Source organism: Picosynechococcus sp. PCC 7117, from assembly GCF_001693275.1.
Classification (GTDB): domain Bacteria; phylum Cyanobacteriota; class Cyanobacteriia; order Cyanobacteriales; family MRBY01; genus MRBY01.
In genome coordinates this window covers 1966924-1987980 of sequence record NZ_CP016477.1, presented here as the reverse complement: position 1 = coordinate 1987980, position 21057 = coordinate 1966924, and the positions used below count along the sequence as shown (strand labels likewise).

Sequence of the window (21057 nt, the reverse complement as noted above, 5' to 3'; positions counted from 1 at the left end):
ACATATTTTTATTGTTTCTTGGAAGTCCTTTTAATGGCCTTTAATAAAAATAGATTATTGGAAATTTATAAACTTTAAATTTGTTTTTATTCGTAAACAGTAGCTCATTTATTGTTCTAGAGTTTATTTTTCTTTTCTCCTGACTTTCTGCTGTGTTGGGATTATCAAATCGCAACAAATATTTAATTTATGCAATATGCATTCTGGTTGAAATAATTGAATGTTATTATCATTTCAATAGCCTGTAAACAAAATGATTTTTTTTGTATGGTAAATCAATACAAAGCGAAATACGAAAAATACCAGCTTAATTGGTACGCCAATATTTCTAGGCTCAGTCGTCCCAAGAGCTATTTAGGCAAGATAATGTTAGTGGCGTTTCTAGGAACTCATATACCATTATTGACTTTGTTCTTTTATTCCATTAGCGTTACCACCCTAAGTACAGATACAAAAATTCGCGTTTTAGTAGTCGCACTCCTCGCTACATTAATTGGAACAGCTGTTACTCTTTTTACGTTACAAAAACTCTTATTGCCTATCAGTGTTACAGCAAAAGGTTTAAGGAAATATTTAGAAAACAATCAAATCCCAAAGCTGCCAACGCATTTTCAAGACGAAGTAGGCGTTTTAATGGCCGATACCCTATATACGATTTCTAAATTGGATGAATTAATCGAACAATTAAAAAACTACGATCGCATCACATCCTTGCCGAATCTTCATTTATTTCAAGCACTACTACAAAAAGAAATTCACAATGCTCAATGTCGCAATCAATCCTTAGCCGTATTATTGCTAGATTTAGACAATTTCACCAATATCAATACTCATTTAGGTAGAGACTATGGAAATTTAATTTTAAGAACAATTGCTCAACAATTAACTCAGGCAATTGGTGATAATAACTTATTGGCAAAAATAAATACTGATACATTTGCGATTATTTACCCCCATTTAATATCTTTAGAGGATTTAGAAAAATACTCTCAAAAACTCTTAACTATCATCAATCAAAAAATGACGGTCAAACATGAAGATATTTATCTAAGTGCGACTATGGGAATCACTGTTTATGATGAAGGTAAGGTAGAGCCCCAAGAAATTATCAATCAAGCAGAAACCGCCCTCAATTTAGCCAAGGGAGAAGGGCGGAATATTTATCGCTTTTATTCGGTGGAAACCAATGAAAAATTACGCAGCCGTTTTCAGTTAGAAAGAGATTTATATCGTGCTTTAGAGAGAGAAGAGTTAGAACTTTTTTACCAACCACAAATTGATGTCAAAACAGGAAACATTACTGGTGCTGAAGCTTTATTGCGATGGCGTCATCATGAGCATGGGTTTATATCCCCTGGTATATTCATCCCCATTGCAGAAGCAAGTGATTTAATTATCAACATCAGTGATTGGGTTCTTAAAACTGCTTGCCACCAAAATCAACAATGGACTAAAGATGGTTTTCCTGAACTTTGCGTGGCTGTTAATTTATCAGCAAAACAGTTCCAACAGCCTCAGTTAGTAGATGATGTTTCCAAGATTTTAAAAGAGACTTCTCTTAAACCAAATCAATTAGAATTGGAAATTACAGAAGGATTATTGATTAACAATATACAAAACGCAGTAAAGACTTTAGAGGATCTACACAATCTTGGTTTGATTACTGCTTTGGATGATTTTGGGACTGGCTTTTCTTCTTTGAGCTATCTGAAGCGTTTTTCTTTAGATTATTTAAAAATAGATCAATCTTTTGTTCGTGGTATTCCCCTAGACAAAGACGATGTTGCAATTACTAACTCTATCATTGCCCTTGCCCATAGCTTACAGATAGAAGTCATCGCAGAGGGAGTAGAAACTATTGAGCAAGTTAATTATCTCAAAAGTGTTGGTTGTAACAAGTTACAAGGTTATTATTATAGTCGTCCTATTTGTGCTAAAGACTTTGCTGAACTTTGGGAACAAAATCTGGAAAAAAGTTAGTTTGCCACAAATAGAACGACATGATGTCCTAGATCACACTCTAAAATTGGATATCAGTGAAAGTAAACACTTTTTTATCAACTTCTTGATCGTTTTCTAGGTAAGTAATTTCCCGACGGGTGAGGACATAGTAACCGCTAACTTTTTCGAAGCTATCTCGGAAAAGGCTTTTACCCGCTTTAGGTTCTTTGGTGGCCGCATCAAAGTAGACCGAATCATAGCCCAAAGAAAGATAGCCTTCGTCGGTATTGAGCACGTCAAAGGTATTGATGTTAACGATGATGTCGCGGATCTTGCGGTTCACAAAGGTAACGACATTATTTTTGATTTTGTAGGAATTCCCCATGGACGCGCCAGTCACTTGGATTTCCTGGGCACCGTCGGCAAACTTTTCGCCAAATTCAAAGCTATTTTTGCCGTGGCTGTCTTCAAAGGAGCGGCGTACTCGGTGGACAGTGATTTCCCACAGTTGACCTTCGATTTCTTTTTTTGCTGCTTCGGCTTCAATCCCTGTGACCTCAAAGGACATATCGGCTTTGATGGCTACTGTGCCGGTGTAGCTCTGGTCGCCATGGGTAAAGGTAACGGTGGCAGTAAAGCCGGGAAAATCTTGATCCCAGGTATAGCGGTTTTCGTAGGCAGCCCGAAAGGCATCCTGGGCGGTGAGAGTCTGTGTCATAGTGTGCTCCAGCGCTTGCATGTAATCACTGTTATTTCAACTTTTCTAAGATAACAGGTTCATTTAAGTACAATCTACTAATAAAAGAGTTTTTCAATATTATTGAGAATTTAATTGACTATTTTTGGGTGATCATGTTGTTTTTGATCTTGTCAGGGGCTAGCGCTAGGAGTTGTTGAGGGTTACCTTACATAGGTCGGTCTCTGTGGCCTGTTTTCTACACTGTCTAAAAACCTTTGATGAGTCCTGTACTGCAATTGGCGATCGCCACCCTGATTTTGGGGACCTCCGGCGTCTTTATCAAATTGGCCGCTTTGTCTCCCCTCGTGATGACCTTTTTTCGGGCGGGCATTCCCCTAATCTTCGTCTCAGGTTTATTCCTCTACCGTCAGGAACCCCTTTTTTGGGGCGCAACTCCTTTTTTGTTGCTTATCTCCTTTCTCGATGCTGTGCGGGGACTATGCTATATCATTGGCTTTAGCTATGCCGACCTCAGCAGTGCCGTCGTGATCCTCTACACCTGGCCCCTATTTACGACCCTATTGAGTTGGATTTTTCTCAAAGAAACGATTCCCCGCCGTAACCTGTGGCTATTGCCCTGCTTCATTTTAGGGATCATCGTTATCTACGCTGATGCGGAAATTAGTCTATCGAGCCGGAGCTTCTTGGGTCTTACCAGCGTTCTCATTGCTGCCGTTTTGGTGGCGTCTACCGTGGTGATGTACAAAGTTAAAGCCGCTGATTTTTCGGTATATCGGCTGATTTTTTACCAAAACCTTGTGGCTGGCGTCGTTTCCTTTCCTTTTCTGCTGGGAACTCAACCTTGGCCCAGCCTATTTCAGTTCACCATGGGAGGGATTTACGGTATTTCCATCGGGATTATTGGTTTTATGCTGTTTTTTTCTGCCCTTAGTAAACTCAAAGCCTCGACCACAGCCCTACTTTGTTATCTCGAAATTTTAAGCACTATTGTCTGTGGCATCGTCTTTTTCCAAGAAGAGCTTTCCGTAAATATTATTCTGGGCGCTTCCCTAATTTTAGGAGGGAGTTTCTGTCTGAAAAAAACCGGCGATGTTGCCCCCTAGGTCAGGACGTCAGCCCCCAACAATTTTTGGTATTTGCGCTGGAGTTCCTGTTGCATCAAGGGATATTGTTCGAGGAGAGGATCAATTTTGAGCAATTGTTCTGCCGCTTGTCGGGCGATGAGGAGCACTTCTTGATCTTCTGTCAGACTGGCTAGGGCAAAATCCGGGAGACCCGACTGTTTCGTCCCCAGCACTTCCCCCGGCCCCCGCAGGCGTAGATCCATTTCTGAGATAAAAAAACCGTCGGTGGATTGCTCCAACACCCGGAGACGAGTTTGAGAATCAGGATTTTTACTATTGGTGACGAGCAAACAGTGGGATTGATGTTGACCCCGACCGACGCGCCCCCGCAACTGGTGCAACTGGGAGAGGCCAAAGCGTTCGGCATTTTCGATCAGCATTACCGTCGCATTGGGTACATCAACCCCCACTTCGATCACGGTGGTGGAAACAATAATGTGGTTTTGGTTATCGCGGAAAGCATTGAGGGCGGCGTCTTTTTCCTCGGATTTCATCCGGCCGTGCAGCAGACCCACGTTAAAGCTCTTGAACACTTGCTCAGAAAGCCTTTGGTGTTCGGCGACGGCGGCCTTGGCTTCGAGTTTTTCGGATTCTTCAATTAGCGGAAAGATGACGTAGGCTTGGCGACCCTGGGCCACTTCTCGCTTAATCAGTTCGTAGGCTTTGTGGCGATCGCCTCCTTTGATCACCCGCGTATCAATGGGTTGGCGACCGGGGGGCAGCTCATCAATTTGACTAACATCCAAATCCCCATGGAGGGTGAGGGCCAAACTCCGGGGAATCGGGGTCGCAGTCATGGTGAGGACGTGGGGCGCTTTCCCCTTGGCGAGGAGTTTACCCCGTTGTTGGACGCCGAAGCGGTGTTGTTCGTCGATCACCACCAGACCCAAATTTTGAAATTGCACCGGATCTTCAATCAGGGCGTGGGTACCGACCAGAACTTTGAGCTCTCCTGTTTGCAGTTGGCTGTGGATCTCCCGGCGTTTTTTCGTTTTTGTCGAACCCGTGAGCAGTTCTACGGGCAGATGGAGCAGGTTAAACCAGCCCACCAATTTCCGGTAATGCTGCTCGGCAAGGACTTCCGTGGGCGCCATGAGAGCGGCTTGGTAGCCGGACTGGATCGCGGCGAGGATTGCAAAGACTGCCACCACAGTTTTCCCCGCCCCCACATCCCCCTGGACAAGGCGATTCATTGGCGTTGACTGGGCCAGATCCGCAAGAATTTCAGTGATCACCCGTTGCTGGGCGTTGGTGAGTTGGAAGGGCAGCAGTTTTTCAAAACGCTCAATGAGTTCCCCCTGGGGAATAAACACAGCACTTTTCTGACTGGCTTTTTCCTGTTGCCGCCGTTGGAGGAAACCCAGTTGCAAGTAGAAAAATTCATCGAAAACCAGCCGTTGCCGCGCCCGTTGGAGAATTTCGGCATTTTCTGGGAAATGAATATTGGCGATCGCCTCTTGGAGTTTCATCAGCCCATGTTGCTCCCGAAAAGCGGTGGGAAAGGCATCCTTAAGCTGTGCAATGGCAGGTAGAGAGTTAATGACCACCTTCCGAATTAGGTCAGCGGGAACCCCTTCCGTGAGGGGATAAACGGGCAATACTCGGCCAATTTTGAGGGATTTGATATCAGCGCCACTGCTGTCGAGCACCTCAATTTCTGGGTTGTCGAGGGTGAGGCCATATTTATTTTTTTTCACCAATCCCGACGCGGCGATCGCCACCCCCTGGGGATATTGCCGTTTCATTTTTTCTTGCCAACCCCGATTACTGTAACGGGTGCCCGCATAGAAACGACTGAGCTTAATGCGGCCACTGCTATCCCGCAGCCAGAGTTCGAAAATACTGAGCTTCTGGTTTTTCGGGCTGGTAAAAATATTGCAACGCACCACATGGCCCACCAGAGTCACCGTTTCTCCCGCTTCTAGGTCAGTGATTTTAACCTGCTTGGCATAGTCGATGTGCTGTCGGGGGTAGTAAAAGAGGGCATCTCGCACCGTCTCTAAACCTAGTTTTGCCAATTGGTTGCTGCGTTTCGGCCCGATGCCTGGCAAATACATTAGCGGTTGATCTAGGGAAATTCTCTTGCCATAGGTTGAACTTTTGACATTACTTTCACAAACCGATTGGGTGCGGGGAACTTTCGCTTTGGGAGCAATCTGGCTTGGCTGTTCTAGTTCTTGTTTAAGTTGCTGCAAAAAACGTCTCGCCCCAGCCACCAAAAGACGGCGATCGCCTAACGTTGCCACGGGGTAATCGGCAAATTTCTGGGCAAATGCTTGCCACCGGCGTCGCTGATCCGGATCAATGCCTGCCGGGGGAACTGCGCCAAAACTCAGGCAAAGAAATTCACTAAAACGATGCTGATGGCCCTGGAGATCCTGAAAGCCCCGTTCCGCTTCGATGGATAAGGCTTTTTGTAATCGCAAAAAATCCGGCTGATTCATAACACCATAAACAAAAAACGCAGGCTAACCCCTCTGCCAACATTAAACCTTATCTGCTAATAAGCCTGTACCGCAATGGAAACGGTAATCACACAGCAAAGGAGATTCAGCATCCCACGGTGGTTGTAGAAGTCCTTTCTCCCAGCACCGCCAACTATGACCAAAGCCGTAAACTAAAGCTCTATCGGCAAATCCCCAGCCTCCAGGAATATGTTTTAATCGACAGTCAACAAATTTCTGTGGCCCTTTACCAGCGGCAATCGGGCCGGATGTGGGGCTACAGCGACTACGGCCCCGACGAAACCTTTTGGCTCCCTAGTATTGAATTTGAATGTGCTGTGGCTGATCTTTATGAAAATGCAATTCTTGAGACTCTTGATGACAAATAGAAAGGCGATCACCCTTCGCCCAAACACCCAAAATATTAGATGATGGTCTGTGCTGTCCGTTTCCCTGGCTGATGACCCGCACCCTCTATCTCCACGGCTTCGCTTCTAGTCCCCAATCCCGCAAAGCCCAATATTTTGCCGAACATATCCCTGATCTCGTTATTCCCGATCTTAATCAAGACGATTTCGGTGGCTTGACTATTTCCCGACAACTGGCGCAGCTTAAACCCCTGCTCACAGAACCCAGTTACATCATTGGTTCAAGTTTGGGGGGCCTCACTGCGGCAATCCTGGCGGAACAATGTCCAGAACTGATTAAAAAAATTGTTTTGCTGGCCCCGGCTTTCCAATTCACCACCAATTGGCGTCGTCGCTTAGGCGAAACTAGCATCGCAGAATGGCAAAAAGAAATTTATCGTCCGGTGTTTCACTACAGCTACCAGCGGGAAATTCCTCTCCACTACAACTTTTTTCAAGATGCAGAAACTTACGCGAATTATTCATTTAAAAATACAACATCAACGTTAATTCTCCACGGCATTCACGATGAGACAGTACCCATTCAAGTGAGCGAAGATTATTGTAAAGATCGACCCTGGACAACGTTGATTTCCCTCGACAGTGACCACAGTTTAGGTAATTGCTTAGACACGCTTGTGCAAGAAACAAAACAGTTTTTATTTGGGGGTTAACCGATGCGGATTTTATGTCTCAGTAATGGCCACGGAGAAGATGCGATCGCCGTCCAAATCCTCAGCGCCATCCAAGCCCAAAACCCAGAGGTGAGCCTCGCTACGTTGCCTATTGTTGGTACAGGTCATGCCTACCAAAAATTAGATATACCGATCATTGGTCGTACCCAGCAAATGCCTTCCGGGGGCTTTGTTTATATGGATAATCGGCAATTAATGCGGGATCTTAAAGGGGGTTTACTGCAGCTCACTTGGCAACAATATCAGGCTGTGAAACGGTGGAAAAATCAAGGAAAAGAAAAGTCCTTAATTCTTGCGGTGGGTGATATTGTCCCGCTCATTTTTGCTTGGCTCAGTGGTTGCCGATATGCTTTTGTGGGGACAGCAAAGTCAGAATATTATTTGCGCGATCGCCAGGGAAATTGGCTCCCGAAAACCTCTGCCCTTGAAAAGTGGTTTGGGTCAGTTTATTTGCCTTGGGAACGGTGGCTGCTCAGTCGGAAAAAATGTGTGGCTGTTTATCCGCGCGATCGCCTCACCACCGATGTTTTAAGAACCTACAAGATTCCCGCCGTAAATTTAGGCAATCCCATGATGGATGGTCTCGAACCTCCTGAAAATTTGCCCCAGAAGGAAACAAAACAAACTTTGACTTTTGTCTTACTGCCCGGTTCGCGCCCCCCGGAAGCCCTGCACAATTGGCAAAAAATTCTTCAAGCCGCACAATTATTTGTGGAAAAGTACCAGGCGGTGAATTTTATTGCGGCGATCGCCCCTAGTCTCGACCCAGGAGAATTCTTCGACTGTTTGTCCTCTCTAGGTTGGCAAAAACTCGATTCTCAGCCCACTGAACTCACGTTTGGTGATCCTGAAGCCCAGGTTTTCCAGCAAAATAAAGCTCAGCTTGTCTTCACCCAACATCGCTATGCCGAAAGTTTGCACTGTGCTGATTTGGCGATCGCCATGGCGGGTACGGCCACCGAACAATTTGTTGGCCTTGGAAAGCCTGCTTTGACCATCGTCGGTGCTGGCCCCCAATTTACCCCGGCCTTCGCTGATGCCCAAACCCGGCTCCTGGGAGAATCCGTGCTTCTTTGTTCTAGCCCCAAAGCCGTTCCTGACAAAGTGGATTTTCTGCTGAGTCATCCTGATTTACTCCAGGCGATCGCCATCAACGGCCAGGAGCGCATGGGGACGGCTGGGGCGGCCCACCGTATCGCTAGTCATCTTTTGGCACTTTAATATTTAGAGAAGAAACAACCTAAACGGGATTGAGGCGTGGGAAACGATTCTCTGCTTGGAGCGCCTGATAAAAAGTTGTCACCTCTGCCGTGGGTAACTGTTGCAAACTGGCGAGCAGCACCTCTCCCTGCTGAATAAAGTCCACGAGATTCAGGCCACCGTAAACTTCTTCTTCCGTCTGGCGGAGGCGACGTAGCCCTTCTCCCATGAGAATTGTCGCGCCCCTGAGATTATCATTACTGAGGTGATAACAAGCCACGGCAATTTGCAAAATACCTTGGTAAAGAGACTTTTCTGGCTCCATAGCCTCAAACCACAGAGCCTCAAGGGTATCGTGGCACGCATAAAACTGTTGAGTGTTTAGTTGCTCTACCCCCACGAAAAAAGTCTCTGGAATTGTCATCGGCTCTATCCTTTCATGCTCGCCGCTACTTCTTTGACGTAATCCAGTTCAATTTCCTGCTTATCGCCAGCGAAATCGTTGTCTTCGGTGATAAAGAGCATACAGTGACAATCATTGCGCTCCCGCATGGGGACACAGGGGCAGTTCCAAAAGGCATTGTCGACTTCCGCTTTTTTGTCTTCGTAATGGCGACAGGGACAGAGGGGTGCACCCAATTCTTCTTTATGTTTAGCGAGGCCTTCGATCACAACTGCCGTTACCGAAGGATCGACACAAAAATAGGTGCCTGTGCGTTGGGCGTATTTTTCGGCAAAGTTTTTCATCAACTCTAAAGCCTTGTCGGAAGCATTATTCTCAGCAGTCATCGCGGTATTTTCTGGTGTATGGGACTGTTTATACGATAGTACGCTTTCGTGAATTTCCTCAACTGCTTGGGGTCTGTGCCCTGGAAACTTCGCTAGCATTTAAGGAGTCATATTATTCAGTGGGCGATCGCCTAGGAGAATTTTTCAACCAAAAGTCTCCTCGTCCAGTGCCTAGCAACAAATATTGGCGAAAACCATTGATTTCTGGTCGAAATTGCGAAATTCGTCTGCTGAAGCATCTACATAAATATTGACTTTTGCTGTAGTGAGGTTTGAACAATGACTGGTTTAATTATTTTTGCGGTTTATTCCCTAGCCCTGGGTTCTGTATTTTATTATCTCAACCAACCCTATAACCGCGATTGGTGGCTCAAAGTGACTACCATGAATCCATTTTGTGTCTACTACTTTGGCCCTTTTTCCAGTGAAAAAATAGCCCGCTGTCATCTGGCGGGTTACCAAGAAGACTTGGAACGAGAACAGGCCACAATTACCCAGGTTGTTTTAAATCAAACGATGCCCCCGGCACAACTGACCATTTGTCCGGAAGAAGCATAAATAACAAAGATTAACAGTAACCTGAATGAATATCTCTGCAAGTCAAACAATTTAGGGGTTGTACTTTCTATTTCTATTGAAGTTTATCGTCGCCTATTGGCCGTAGCCGCGCCAAACTCCCACTAAAACTCCCTGTAAATCGACATTGAGCGCATCGGTTTTTATTTCGTCATACTTGGGGTTTGCGGGCTTAAGAACAACTTTTTTTCCTTCCCGATAAAAGTGCTTTAGGGTTGTGCCGTCCCCTGTCACACGCGCCGCAACAATGGTGCCATTTTTAACACGGTCTGGGTCAAATACTTTTTGCATAATCGCGTAGTCCCCTTCGGTAATGAAGGCTTCAATCATGCTGTCACCGGTGACTTTGAGGGCATAACAATTGGGTTGGTTGACGACTTGATTGAGGATCAGGGTCTCACTTTGATCATCCGTAAAAGGTTCAACCAGGCCACCAGCGGTAATTGTCCCCAGAATCGGCAGACCTTCTCGCTGTTGTTGGGGGCGCAAAATCTTGAGAGTACGGGCTTTGCCATCGATCCAGTCGATGTATTTTTTCTTGCGCAGTCGTTCTAAACGGCTTTGGATTGGTGCTGGCGATCGCAAATTCATCGCGACCATCATCTGGCGAATGGATGGGGCATGTTGGTTTGTCTGGATGTAGTAAACAAGCCAATCGTAGAGTTCTTGTTGGGCGACGGTTAATTTTTGCATAGTCGAAATATTGCGCCAGTGCCGCGAGCTAATCACTTCAATAGACAAGCCAGGGGCGTGAAGGCGTTGAATGTTTATGGTGCCATGGTACAAAACACATGATCTTAAGATGATTTGTACTAAACTATGTTCCCAATGGCAACAACTTCGCGGCCAATCTGTAATATTTTTTGAGCTTTATCGCGTTTGATCTCCCTCGCAACCCTGACTTGAATCCGCCAAAAACAAGCCACAATGACAGAGAAAGGGTGATTAAGTGCGTTAGATTGTTGAGCAGGCATATTTTGGGTAGAAAATAAGGATATGGCTGAATATATCCACGGGTATGATCCAGAGGAACAACAACGTCTCGTTGATCAAGCATGCTACTGGGGCGATCGCCTGTTGTTAAAAGATCTCGCATTTGACCCCAAGGCGAAAATTTTAGACATCGGTTGCGGCGTCGGCGCTGTCCTTGGGATCATCGGTGAAAAGTTTCCCACCCTAACCTTTGCGGGTATCGATCACCAACCCCGTCAAATTGCCTATGCCACAGAATATTTACGTCGCCTGGGGTTCAAGACTGACCTCCAGGTGGGAGATGCCTACGCTTTGCCCTGGGCAGAAAATACCTTTGATTTTGCCCTGACGGTTTGGTTGCTAGAGCACGTACCCGATCCAGCGGGAATTATTGCTGAAGCGTTGCGGGTTTTACGACCAGGGGGCACAATTTGCCTAACAGAAACCGATTACCAAAATCTTTTAATCTATCCGCCCCATCCTGATTTTGACTATTTTCAGCAGGCTCTTTGTGAATTATTTCAAGTTGCAGACGGCAATCCCTACGTTGGTCGCAGCTTAGGGGGATATTTAGAACAGGCAGGCTTTACTGGGATTAAAAATGAGGCGATCGCCGTTCACCATTGGCACAGTCCCCAAAATCAAGACCTAAAAGGCTTAGTCGATCATCTCGACACCTGGATCAAACTGATGATCCCCCAGATGGTAGAGAAATTAGGCAAAAATCAAGACCGCCTCGAAAACGGCTTGATTCACTTCCGCCAAGTGCCGCAACATCCCCACGGCGCAATTACCCTGACCATTTATCGCGCCACAGGTGACAAACCCCTATCATAAAAAATCCCCCTAGGAATAGGAGGATGATCGATCATTCACCACAGAAAAAAATCTAAGCTGGATTTGTGGCCGAAGGACTTCTCTCAATGACCTGATCAATGAGGCCATAATCCTTTGCTTCCGCCGCAGACATGAAGAAATCGCGGTCTGTATCAATCTCAATCTTTTCTAAAGGTTGGCCTGTGTGGTCAGCCAGGTGTTGGTTGAGCTTGCCTTTGAGATAAAGAATTTCTTTGGCTTGAATTTCAATATCCGTCGCCTGACCCTGGGCGCCGCCTAGGGGTTGGTGGATCATAATCCGGGAGTTGGGTAAGCTCATGCGCTTCCCTTTGGCCCCAGCACTCAGCAGAAACGCCCCCATACTGGCCGCTAGACCAATACAGATCGTACAAACATCCGGACGCACTTGGTTCATCGTATCGAAGATCCCCATGCCGGCTGAGACAGAACCACCCGGAGAATTGATGTAGAGGTAAATATCCTTTTCGGGATCATCGGCTTCGAGGAATAACAACTGTGCCACGATGAGATTGGCAATTTCGTCGTTGACTTGGGTGCCGAGAAACACAATGCGTTCCCGGAGTAGACGAGAGTAAATATCAAAGGCACGTTCGCCCCGACCAGAACTTTCGATAACGGTTGGAATCATGGGGTCTGTAAGCTCGTTGTTGTTTATGTCTTATTTGTTTGATTGTAATGGATTCAGTTGGCAGCGGTGGCGTTTCGGCTAGCTGAAAATCACTTTTTCGAGTTCTGTTAAGGCTGTTTCTAGGTCGTCATTGACAATTTCATGGTCGAACTCGTGGCTCATGGCCAGTTCTTCTTTTGCCCGGACGAGCCGTTTGGCGATCGCCGCTTCTGGATCATTGCCCCGTCCCCGCAGCCGCTGTTCTAATTCTTCAAAGGACGGTGGCAAAATAAAGATTCTGAGGGCATCTGCATAGATGTCTTTAACTTGGTTGGCCCCAATGACCTCGATTTCGAGGATGACAAAGTTTCCCTGTTGAATTTGTGTTTTCATCGGAGGCAGAGGGGTGCCATAGTAATTTCCCGCATACTCGGCCCATTCGAGGAGCTCCCCCGCAGCAATCATCGCCTCAAATTGTTCACGGGTTTTGAAAAAATAGTCTTGCCCATCCACTTCTCCGGGGCGGGGCTGACGGGTTGTTGCTGAGATCGAGAGAAATAAATTTTGGTGGCGCGGCAGTAAAGAACGAACTAAGGTTCCTTTACCAACACCACTGGGCCCTGTGAGGACAATTAATTTTCCGGGGGTGGTCATGGATTCGACGGCGACGGGAGATGATAACTCAACCGTTAAACTTTGGTCATCGCCATGGCGGGATCTTTTTGCACAACAAAGCGATGGGCCACTGTCTCTGGTTGGATCGCTGATAGTACCACATGGCTGGAATCTGTAATAATCACTGCTCGGGTACGTCTACCATAGGTGGCATCAATTAATTGGCCGCGATCGCGCGCATCGCTAATGATCCGTTTGATCGGTGCAGACTCAGGACTCACAATCGCAATGACACGATTGGCAGAGACAATATTACCGAAACCGATATTAATTAATTGTATTTCCATAGGTCGCTTGAGCTTTCACTAGCAGCAGCCAGTTAAGGTTACAGATGGTTGATCGAGCACTTATAACTCAAGTCCAATGGTAGCGAGAAAAAATCGGAGATACAACGATTTAAGGGCAAAAATAATATAAATTTCTTGATTTTTACAGTTGTTTACCCATGGGACGAAAAATCTCGCCTATCTTAAAGCAAAAGCACCATTCTTGCCCTACATTGCATAGATTTATTACGGAGATCTAGCTTCTCCGCAGATTCATTAGTCGGGGTGGCAACGTGGTATCTCTTGATCCCTAAGATGCTCAGCGGCAGATAGTAACAGAATCACCTCGACTTCTGTGGAATAGCGGATTACTACCCCAGCATAATTGCTGAAAATTGGGGCTAATTGGTGGAGTAATTGAGATACAGATGTCCCATGGCTTCAGCGACCCGTTAAGCCCTTTGTAAGAATGTGCTGTCGTACCCGATAAAAGCAAAACTGAATTGATTACAATGGAGGGCAACCGCACAAGATTCGGTCGAGTCAATCTCCCCTCTAAGCTGATCTAAAAGCGTACGAGACTTGCAAATTTCTCGCCCACAGCGTTTTTAGGGTCAAGCCCAGGGGTTTCCAGGGAACTTTTTCCAACCGTTTTTCCGGTGGGGAAGTCAGAAGGAAAGTAGATTGTTGACTTTGACCTGTCCCAATGGGGTGATTTGCGCCATTCCTCCCCCCTTTTTCTTTCGCCTTCAGATCTCCATGAAAAAGATTGCTCTGTCTTTGCCTCGTTGCCCAGATACTTTTGTAAAGGGTGCCCTCAGAACGTTATCTGTTTTAGTTTTGTTGACTGTGCCCAGTTTGTCTCGTCCGGCGATCGCCGCGATGGAAGATAGTCCGAAAGCCATCGTTGATGAGATGTGGCAGATCGTCTACACAGAATCCGTTGCCAAAAATTTTGAGCCGGAATCTTGGCTAAAGCTCCGCGAAGATTTATTAAGCCAGAACTACGATACCTATGACACGGCCTATCGTCAAATTCGTGGTGCCCTCAGAAGCTTGGGAGATCCCTACACTCGATTCCTTGATCCAGAGGAGTTTGAAACCCTAACCAGCCAAACCACCGGAGAACTATCTGGCATTGGCATCCGCATGGAAATTAATGCGGAAACTGGGATCTTGACGGTGGTCGATGTCCTCCCGGATTCTCCGGCAGAGGCGGCGGGAGTCCAAGCGGAAGATCAGATTATGCAAATTGATGGTCAGGTGACCGCTCTTTTGAGCCTAGAGCAGTCTTCGGAACTGATTCGGGGCCTAGAAGGGACTGAAGTGAATTTAAAAATTCGTCGCCGCGACCAGTCTTCCCTAGATCTTGCGATTACGCGGGCAAAAATTGAATTGGCCACGGTGAACTACGGGGTACAAACCATCGGGGACGAAAAAGTTGGCTACATTCGCCTTGATGAGTTTAGTTCCCATGCCGCTGAGCAAATGTATAACGCGATCCAAGACCTAAAGGCAGAAACGGTTACGGGTTTTGTACTGGATCTCCGGGGAAATCCTGGGGGCTTACTCTACTCCAGCGTTGATATTGCCCGGATGTGGATGGAAGAAGGGGCAATCGTTCGCACGGTGGATCGCAAAGGGGGCGATCGCCAATTTAGCGCCAACCAAACAGCGATTACCGATTTACCCCTCGTGGTGCTTGTGGATGAAAACTCCGCCAGTGCCAGCGAAATCTTAGCGGCGGCCCTCAAGGACAACCAACGGGCAACCCTGGTAGGGACTCGTACTTACGGCAAGGGCACCGTCCAATCAGTCCATGAATTATCCAACGGTGCGGGCCTGGCAGTCACAATCTCCCGGTACTATCCCCCCAGTGGCATGAGTATCAATATGAATGGGGTTAGTCCTGACATTACCGTAGAACTGGATAATGAACAGTTCACGCAACTGCGTCTCGATCCGAGTTTGATCGGGACGAGTGCTGATCCTCAGTTTCTCAAGGCAGTCAATATTCTCCAGAACCAGCGCCTTAGTGAAACTCCAGGCAAACAAGCCCCCCTCAGCGCCCGCTCATCTGGTGCCATCTCTAATTAAGCACCTCCCGCCGCTTTGATCGTCTGCAGTTCCCGTAGATGAGTAACCCAGAAACATTTGTTACAATCATTTACAATGCAACCCATTCAACTGTAGGCGATCGCATCGGATAAACTATGCCATACCAGACCCGTACCCCCGCGACCCCGGTCAATTCGGTCATCGAACAGCCCGCCCAGGAGTCCGAGCTGTGGCGTTACAATCCAGAGGCGATCGAAGCCAAATACCGCAATCGTCCCTTTGCTGTTCTGGGACGCCTCCTCACCATTATTTCCAGCTTTAGTGGCCTGCTACTCAGAATTTGGTGGGCTAAGGCCACTGGAAACAACAACAATCCTAAAGCCCAACAGAAACAAGCCGATCACCTCAAGGCGATTCTGACGAAATTAGGCCCCACCTACATCAAAATTGGCCAAGCCCTCTCTACCCGTCCTGACCTCGTCCCTCCCGTCTATCTGACAGAGCTAACCAGTCTTCAGGATCAACTCCCTTCCTTTCCGAATGAAATTGCCTTTCGCTTCATTGAAGAAGAATTAGGACAACCCCCCGAAAAAATCTACGCCGAGATCTCAGATCATCCCCTTGCTGCCGCCTCCCTCGGCCAAGTCTATCAAGCTCGCCTCAAAACCGGCGAAAAAGTTGCCGTAAAAGTTCAGCGCCCTGACCTGCAACAGCGCATCAACCTCGATATTTTTATCATGCGGCGCATTGCCCGCTGGCTCCAAAATAATGTTAAACAAGTCCGCTCCGACCTGATTGGCATTACCGACGAATTTGCGGCGCGTATTTTCGAAGAAATGAACTATGCCCAGGAAGGACGTAACGCAGAAAAATTCAAAAAACTCTACGGCGGCATGGCAGAAATCTATGTGCCAAAAATTTACTGGAAATATACCGGTAAGCGCGTCCTCACCATGGAGTGGCTCGATGGCACGAAGCTAACTAACCTCAAGGAAGTCGCCGCCAAAGGGATTGATGCCACCCATTTAGTCGAAGTCGGGGTGGAATGTTCCCTCCGCCAACTCCTGGAATTTGGCTTTTTCCATGCTGATCCCCACCCCGGTAATCTTTTAGCCCTCGATGATGGTCGCCTCGCTTATCTAGACTTTGGCATGATGAGCATGATCGAACCCTACCAACGTTATGGGTTAATCGAAGCTGTGGTGCACCTAGTTAACCGCGATTTTGAAGCCCTGGCCCATGACTATGTCAAATTAGATTTTCTCAAGCCAGATACTGATCTTGCGCCCATCGTACCCGCCCTAAGCACCGTTTTTAATAATGCTTTGGGGGCTAGTGTGGCGGAACTTAATTTCAAGAGCATCACGGATCAAATGTCGGGCATTATGTACGAATTTCCGTTTAAGGTGCCTGCCTACTATGCTTTGATTATTCGTTCGATGGTGACCCTCGAAGGGATTGCCATTGGTGTTGATCCAGAATTTAAAGTCTTGAGTAAAGCTTATCCCTATGTTGCAAAACGCTTGTTGACCGATAATTCTCCGGAATTGCGTCATTCTCTGAAGGATTTATTGTTTAAAGAAGGCAGTTTTCGCTGGAATCGCCTCGAAAATTTACTGAACAATGCGAAGGATTCTACTGACTACGATCTTAAAGGGGCGGTTAATCAAGCCATTGACTATATCTTTTCAGAACGGGGTGAATTTATCCGGGAGCGCCTTGCCGAAGAAATTATTCAATCGGTGGATATCCTCGGACGTAATACCTTCCAAAACATTACCAGTTTGGTACAAGAGCAGTTGGGCCAAAAGCCGACCCACAACCAGACTAGGGGGATGAGTGCAGAAGACCGGGCGAACCTGGTGCACATTCAAAATATTTGGCGTATCCTCCAGGAAACCCCTGATTTTGACCCGATGTTTATTTTGCCTTTGATTCCTAAAGTGCTCATTAAGCCGGAAACGCAACAATTAGGTCAGAAAATCGCTGAGGGACTCTTGCAGCGCATTGCCGCCCGTTTCATCCGTAATGTTTTGTTGGCCGATCCCAACGGAGATAAGACTCGTCAGCGGGAGGTGATCCGTTATCCTGGGTCTCTGCCGCTGCCAAAGTCTGCGTTACGGTAATGTCTTAGGGAAATGGGTTGCTTTTTTGCGTAAAATTGAGTAAGTATTAGCAATCTCAAAGACATTGTGGGGCCATGGCACAATCTAAACCGTATCAACCTATTTTATTGCGCTTGCTCCATGGTTTAACGGCGATTCTGGTATTGCTGGCTTTAGATACGGGGTTTTGGGTTTACGACATTTATGATGGTCGCTGGGGCCGTTTGGGTCTGCCGCAGATTGAAGCGATGCAGGGCATCCATGGAACGATCGCCTTAACATTCTTTTTATTGCTACCGTTCTTTGCGGTGTACAGTTTTCGTCTGGGCGATCGCCGTTTGTTGCAGCCGAATTCCCTGACGCAATTAAAGCAACTGGGAAAACCGATTTGGTGGGTTTCGGCCCATCGACTGATTAATACAGGCATGCTGCTGGCGGGAACCTTAGCCGTCATTACAGGCCGGATGATGAAGGAAGAATGGCTACCGGCAGGAGAACTCAATCATTTCGCCTACCTTGGTCATCTGTTGGCCTGGGGGGTCATGTTTGGGGCGCTGGCTCTGCACTTACTTTTGGGCATTAAAGTTGGAGGTGTCCCCCTATTAACTTCGATGGTTAGTCTGGGGCAACGGGAAGGCGATCGCCCCAAAAACTGGTTACAGGGATTCCAGCAGCAACAGAGCTTGTTACTGAAATCCCTAGAAATCATTGTGGGTTTAGGGGTGCTTTTTGCCTTGGTTGTGCCCCTGTTTAATTTTTAGAAATAGGGATTTTCCCAAGTTCCAGTAAAGACAATTTCCGCGAAGGGTTTGCGGCTACGGGGGGTCTGTTCCCGTTCCTGGAGGGCTTCTGGTGCTGTGGTAATATCACCCGGATAGCCAATGGCCACGGCAGCGGCCGGTTCAAAGCCAGCGGGAATTTTGTAGCGGTCACGGGCTTTGTCTTTATCGAAACCGCCCATTTGGTGTACCCGCAGACCGAGGGCTTCAGCTTGGATCGTTAAACTGGTCAAGGCTTGGCCCACATCATACATTCCGTAGGGATTCGGGTTATCATTGCGGGTAAATCGCTGTTTTCCGACAGAAATCATCAGAATGTATGCGTTTTTTGCCCAGGTCTGGTTTGTTTCCATCAGGCAGTCCAACATTTTGCCATAGGCAGCAGCATCAGCTTTTGTGGCCACCAAAAACCGCCAAGGCTGTTCATTAAAACAAGAGGCAGCCCACCGGGCGGCTTCTAATAAGCTCCCAATTTTTTCTGCTTCGACGGGGCGATCGCCATCAAAGATGACCGTACTAAACCGTTGACGCAGTAGGGGGTGAATTGGATATTGAGTTTGGGCGGGTTTTTCCATGGAACTTACGACAGAATAATGGGCAATAGAAAGAAAACTAAATTCCAGCTTTAGGATAACGACTTTTGGGTTGGATGTTTGGTGGATTATTGATGGATTAACTTTTATCTGGGCTAGTTATGGTTGCCTCTTCCCCTAGAACAGCGGGTCAAAATGTACGTCGCTTAGCCTTTAGACGTCGCCTCCAGTCCTGGCGGGCTTTCTTGGCGGCGGGAGGACTCCCGGTCTTGGTGGTGTTCATGTTTCCGGTCTTGGCGATTGGTCTGGGGTTTATTGCAGCCATCGTCATTGTGGCGATCGCCGCCTTTGGGGCAATGGGTTTTATTTTCCGGGGTTTAGATCTTTGGCAAGCCGCAAACCGTGCCGTTCAGGGGGCTAAAGCCGAGGAAAATGTCGCCAAAATTCTCCAGGAACTAGAGCCCCAGGGGTGGTCTTTTGAATATGGGATGCGCCTTGATGATGGCCTGGGGGATGCCGATGTGATTTGCTTTTCGCCCCAGCAAAAAACCTACGTCATTGATGTCAAATCCCATAAAGGCACGGTGATTTTCCAGGATCATCGGCTCCATCGCCGCATGGGACGCACGATCTATGGCTTTAAGAAGGATTTCTTACAAATTGTGATGAAGCAGGCGCTCCAGGTACGAGATAAAAAAAAGCTTGATTTTGTCACACCGTTGCTAGTATTCACCCGTGCCCAGTTGGCCGTCTCCCACAAAAAAATTCGCGGGGTTTATGTCATTGGCCAAGCGGATTTGGTGGCAAAGTTGCAGGAATTGGGTTGAGCGCTGGGGTAGCTGTGGTCGTTCAAGGCGGTGGCGAATTACATCATTTCCCAAAAATTTGATCGAGAAACAATTCAGACTCGCTTACGATCAAGGTAACAGCATCTCCCTGGACACGACAGATTTTTTATGCTCCACGATTTTCAATTGTCTATCTTGGCCCTGGGCCATGACCAGTATCAATTGCGTTTGAGTTCGGCGATCACCCCTGGTGCGGAACCCATCGTGGCAGTGGTCACTTGGCAACCGGAAGCTTGGCTGGCAACCTGGGCCAATTACCCCCTAGAGACCTGGGGGAAAATGCTGTTTACGGCCCTTTTTACGGGAGAGATTTACGAGCATTGGCAGGACATGGTGGCGATCGCCAAAGTGGATAATCTTCCCATTCACGTTTATTTGGGCTTACCGGATGGGATTTTGTGGTTTCTGCCATGGGAGGCGATGTTTATCGAACCGCAGAATTACACAGTCCACTTTTCTCGGCAACGGGACAGGGCCATTGGTGCCGACAATTCTGAAAATTTAGATACAGCGGTTGATTTGTCTTGGCTGAGAGAAACAGAACCCGAAGAGGATGTTGCCTTTATCCAAGATATTTTTGCGAATATGCCCGAACCGTCCGAGACGGAGACGGATACTGAGAATGACCATCGGGGAATGCTCTTGATTCCCTCCTGGCGCTCCCTATTGGCTTTTCCCCGTAGCCTCCTAGGGTTAGGTTTGATCATCATGCTCACCCTGGGGGGCATTCTATTGGGCCGACATTTACAAAACATTTCTGTAACGCCGACCACCACGGAGGGGATCACGCGCCTGACAGAAAAGGAATTAGAAAAGCTCACTGATGCAGACTTGGTGCAGTTGGCCCAGGCAGATATTGACCAAGACAATTGGGGTAACGCTGAAATGATCCTCGGTGAACTCCTCGATCGCCAAGCCTTTGGTGCGGTGCAACCATTACTGTTTGATCCGGCGATCGCCCCGGAGAATGAAACCATTGCTTTTTTGCGGGGACGCTATATTTGGCAAACAACCTTGGCTGCCGTCCCACCATCGCCAACCCAAGCAACGGCGATCGCCACGGTGCAAGAAAATTGGGACATGGCCCTAGCCCAACAGCCCAACGACCCCGAAATTTTGATGGCCCTGGGTTTTGTCCATTACCTCAATGCAGATTACGAAGCCGCCAATGATCGTTGGTATGAAGCCTTAGCAGCGGCAACGACCCAGGATTTCCCCCCAGTCCTCCAGGCGGAGATTTATGCGGGCCTGGCGATTAGTATGTACGATTTGGCCCAAGGGCAACCCACCGACGTTGACCAGGAAATTCTTGTGGGGAAAGCCGAAAAACTCCGGGCGATCGCCCTAGATCTCGATCGTTCCCAGCTCAACCCCCGCCGCCTCGAACAAAGTTGGTTATGGTTCCCTGAGGCGATCGCCACTTGGCAAACCCTGCTCGCTTTAGAAGAATCTCCCTAGGTCATATCCGGGGCGTACATTC

Annotated in this window: 21 protein-coding genes; 12 read left to right on the top strand and 9 right to left on the bottom strand. The window is 47.4% G+C overall.

Features of this window, described 5'->3' with window-relative positions; all coding sequences use genetic code 11:
- Positions 1–267: 267 nt before the first annotated feature.
- Complete coding sequence (locus AWQ22_RS09590) at positions 268–1980, top strand: bifunctional diguanylate cyclase/phosphodiesterase (protein ID WP_065710942.1); 1713 nt, start codon at positions 268–270, stop codon at positions 1978–1980.
- 40 nt (positions 1981–2020) lie between these two features.
- Here AWQ22_RS09590 and AWQ22_RS09585 read toward each other — a convergent pair whose 3' ends face one another.
- The gene (locus AWQ22_RS09585; RefSeq protein WP_012307469.1) at positions 2021–2659 is read right to left on the bottom strand and encodes a DUF3386 domain-containing protein; all 639 of its coding nucleotides are present in this window, start codon (positions 2657–2659) and stop codon (positions 2021–2023) included.
- 239 nt (positions 2660–2898) lie between these two features.
- Between AWQ22_RS09585 and AWQ22_RS09580 the strand changes: the two genes are divergently transcribed.
- Entirely contained in the window at positions 2899–3744 is an 846-nt protein-coding gene (locus tag AWQ22_RS09580; RefSeq protein ID WP_065710941.1) for a DMT family transporter, read from the top strand.
- On the opposite strand, the gene recG is transcribed toward AWQ22_RS09580, so the two are convergent.
- Positions 3741–6209: an ATP-dependent DNA helicase RecG gene (gene recG, locus AWQ22_RS09575; protein ID WP_065710940.1), complete on the bottom strand. Its 2469-nt coding sequence runs from the start codon at positions 6207–6209 to the stop codon at positions 3741–3743. The genes AWQ22_RS09580 and recG overlap by 4 nt on opposite strands.
- 41 nt (positions 6210–6250) lie before the next feature.
- Between recG and AWQ22_RS09570 the strand changes: the two genes are divergently transcribed.
- The 3 genes from AWQ22_RS09570 (at position 6251) to AWQ22_RS09560 (ending at position 8532) form a co-directional block, all read left to right on the top strand.
- The gene (locus AWQ22_RS09570; RefSeq protein ID WP_315862444.1) at positions 6251–6598 is read left to right on the top strand and encodes a Uma2 family endonuclease; all 348 of its coding nucleotides are present in this window, start codon (positions 6251–6253) and stop codon (positions 6596–6598) included.
- A gap of 71 nt (positions 6599–6669) precedes the next feature.
- Entirely contained in the window at positions 6670–7290 is a 621-nt protein-coding gene (locus AWQ22_RS09565; protein WP_065710939.1) for a YqiA/YcfP family alpha/beta fold hydrolase, read from the top strand.
- Between the two features lie 3 nt (positions 7291–7293).
- The gene (locus tag AWQ22_RS09560) at positions 7294–8532 is read left to right on the top strand and encodes a lipid-A-disaccharide synthase-related protein (protein WP_065710938.1); all 1239 of its coding nucleotides are present in this window, start codon (positions 7294–7296) and stop codon (positions 8530–8532) included.
- Between the two features lie 19 nt (positions 8533–8551).
- Here the strand turns inward: AWQ22_RS09560 and AWQ22_RS09555 are convergent, their stop codons facing one another.
- A complete protein-coding gene (locus tag AWQ22_RS09555) occupies positions 8552–8935 on the bottom strand; it encodes a DUF309 domain-containing protein (RefSeq protein WP_062434776.1) in 384 nt (127 codons plus the stop codon).
- Positions 8936–8940: 5 nt separating this feature from the next.
- Positions 8941–9300 carry a ferredoxin-thioredoxin reductase catalytic domain-containing protein gene (locus tag AWQ22_RS09550; protein WP_012307462.1) on the bottom strand — a complete coding sequence of 120 codons (360 nt, stop codon included), beginning with the start codon at positions 9298–9300 and terminating at the stop codon, positions 8941–8943.
- A gap of 279 nt (positions 9301–9579) precedes the next feature.
- On the opposite strand from AWQ22_RS09550, the gene AWQ22_RS09545 reads away from it, so the two are divergent.
- Positions 9580–9858: a DUF1816 domain-containing protein gene (locus AWQ22_RS09545; RefSeq protein ID WP_012307461.1), complete on the top strand. Its 279-nt coding sequence runs from the start codon at positions 9580–9582 to the stop codon at positions 9856–9858.
- Positions 9859–9951: 93 nt separating this feature from the next.
- On the opposite strand, the gene lexA is transcribed toward AWQ22_RS09545, so the two are convergent.
- Positions 9952–10569 (bottom strand): transcriptional repressor LexA, encoded by a 618-nt coding sequence (gene lexA, locus AWQ22_RS09540; protein ID WP_012307460.1) that lies wholly within the window; start codon positions 10567–10569, stop codon positions 9952–9954.
- Positions 10570–10872: 303 nt separating this feature from the next.
- Here lexA and AWQ22_RS09535 point away from each other — a divergent pair, with 303 nt between their 5' ends.
- Positions 10873–11685, top strand: a complete 813-nt coding sequence (locus tag AWQ22_RS09535) for a methyltransferase domain-containing protein (protein ID WP_065710937.1) — start codon at positions 10873–10875, stop codon at positions 11683–11685.
- Positions 11686–11737: 52 nt separating this feature from the next.
- Here AWQ22_RS09535 and clpP read toward each other — a convergent pair whose 3' ends face one another.
- The 3 genes from clpP to remA form a co-directional block, all read right to left on the bottom strand.
- Positions 11738–12334 carry an ATP-dependent Clp endopeptidase proteolytic subunit ClpP gene (gene clpP / locus AWQ22_RS09530; RefSeq protein WP_012307458.1) on the bottom strand — a complete coding sequence of 199 codons (597 nt, stop codon included), beginning with the start codon at positions 12332–12334 and terminating at the stop codon, positions 11738–11740.
- Positions 12335–12412: 78 nt separating this feature from the next.
- Complete coding sequence (gmk, locus tag AWQ22_RS09525) at positions 12413–12967, bottom strand: guanylate kinase (protein WP_062434770.1); 555 nt, start codon at positions 12965–12967, stop codon at positions 12413–12415.
- 35 nt (positions 12968–13002) lie between these two features.
- Positions 13003–13275, bottom strand: a complete 273-nt coding sequence (gene remA, locus AWQ22_RS09520) for an extracellular matrix/biofilm regulator RemA (protein WP_012307456.1) — start codon at positions 13273–13275, stop codon at positions 13003–13005.
- Between the two features lie 738 nt (positions 13276–14013).
- Here remA and AWQ22_RS09515 point away from each other — a divergent pair.
- The 3 genes from AWQ22_RS09515 to AWQ22_RS09505 all read left to right on the top strand — a co-directional run bounded on the left by AWQ22_RS09515 (position 14014) and on the right by AWQ22_RS09505 (position 18178).
- The gene (locus tag AWQ22_RS09515) at positions 14014–15351 is read left to right on the top strand and encodes a S41 family peptidase (RefSeq protein WP_045441624.1); all 1338 of its coding nucleotides are present in this window, start codon (positions 14014–14016) and stop codon (positions 15349–15351) included.
- 116 nt (positions 15352–15467) lie between these two features.
- Positions 15468–17438 carry an AarF/ABC1/UbiB kinase family protein gene (locus AWQ22_RS09510; RefSeq protein WP_012307454.1) on the top strand — a complete coding sequence of 657 codons (1971 nt, stop codon included), beginning with the start codon at positions 15468–15470 and terminating at the stop codon, positions 17436–17438.
- A 74-nt stretch (positions 17439–17512) separates the two neighbouring features.
- Positions 17513–18178, top strand: coding sequence for a cytochrome b/b6 domain-containing protein (locus AWQ22_RS09505; RefSeq protein WP_065710936.1), 666 nt, complete (start codon positions 17513–17515; stop codon positions 18176–18178).
- Here AWQ22_RS09505 and AWQ22_RS09500 read toward each other — a convergent pair.
- Complete coding sequence (locus tag AWQ22_RS09500; protein WP_065710935.1) at positions 18175–18771, bottom strand: nitroreductase family protein; 597 nt, start codon at positions 18769–18771, stop codon at positions 18175–18177. The two genes, AWQ22_RS09505 and AWQ22_RS09500, sit on opposite strands and share 4 nt — an antisense overlap.
- A 119-nt stretch (positions 18772–18890) precedes the next feature.
- Here AWQ22_RS09500 and AWQ22_RS09495 point away from each other — a divergent pair, with 119 nt between their 5' ends.
- Both AWQ22_RS09495 and AWQ22_RS09490 read left to right on the top strand, forming a co-directional pair.
- Complete coding sequence (locus tag AWQ22_RS09495) at positions 18891–19556, top strand: nuclease-related domain-containing protein (protein ID WP_065710934.1); 666 nt, start codon at positions 18891–18893, stop codon at positions 19554–19556.
- A gap of 129 nt (positions 19557–19685) precedes the next feature.
- Positions 19686–21035 (top strand): hypothetical protein, encoded by a 1350-nt coding sequence (locus tag AWQ22_RS09490; protein WP_065710933.1) that lies wholly within the window; start codon positions 19686–19688, stop codon positions 21033–21035.
- Positions 21036–21057 lie beyond the last annotated feature (22 nt).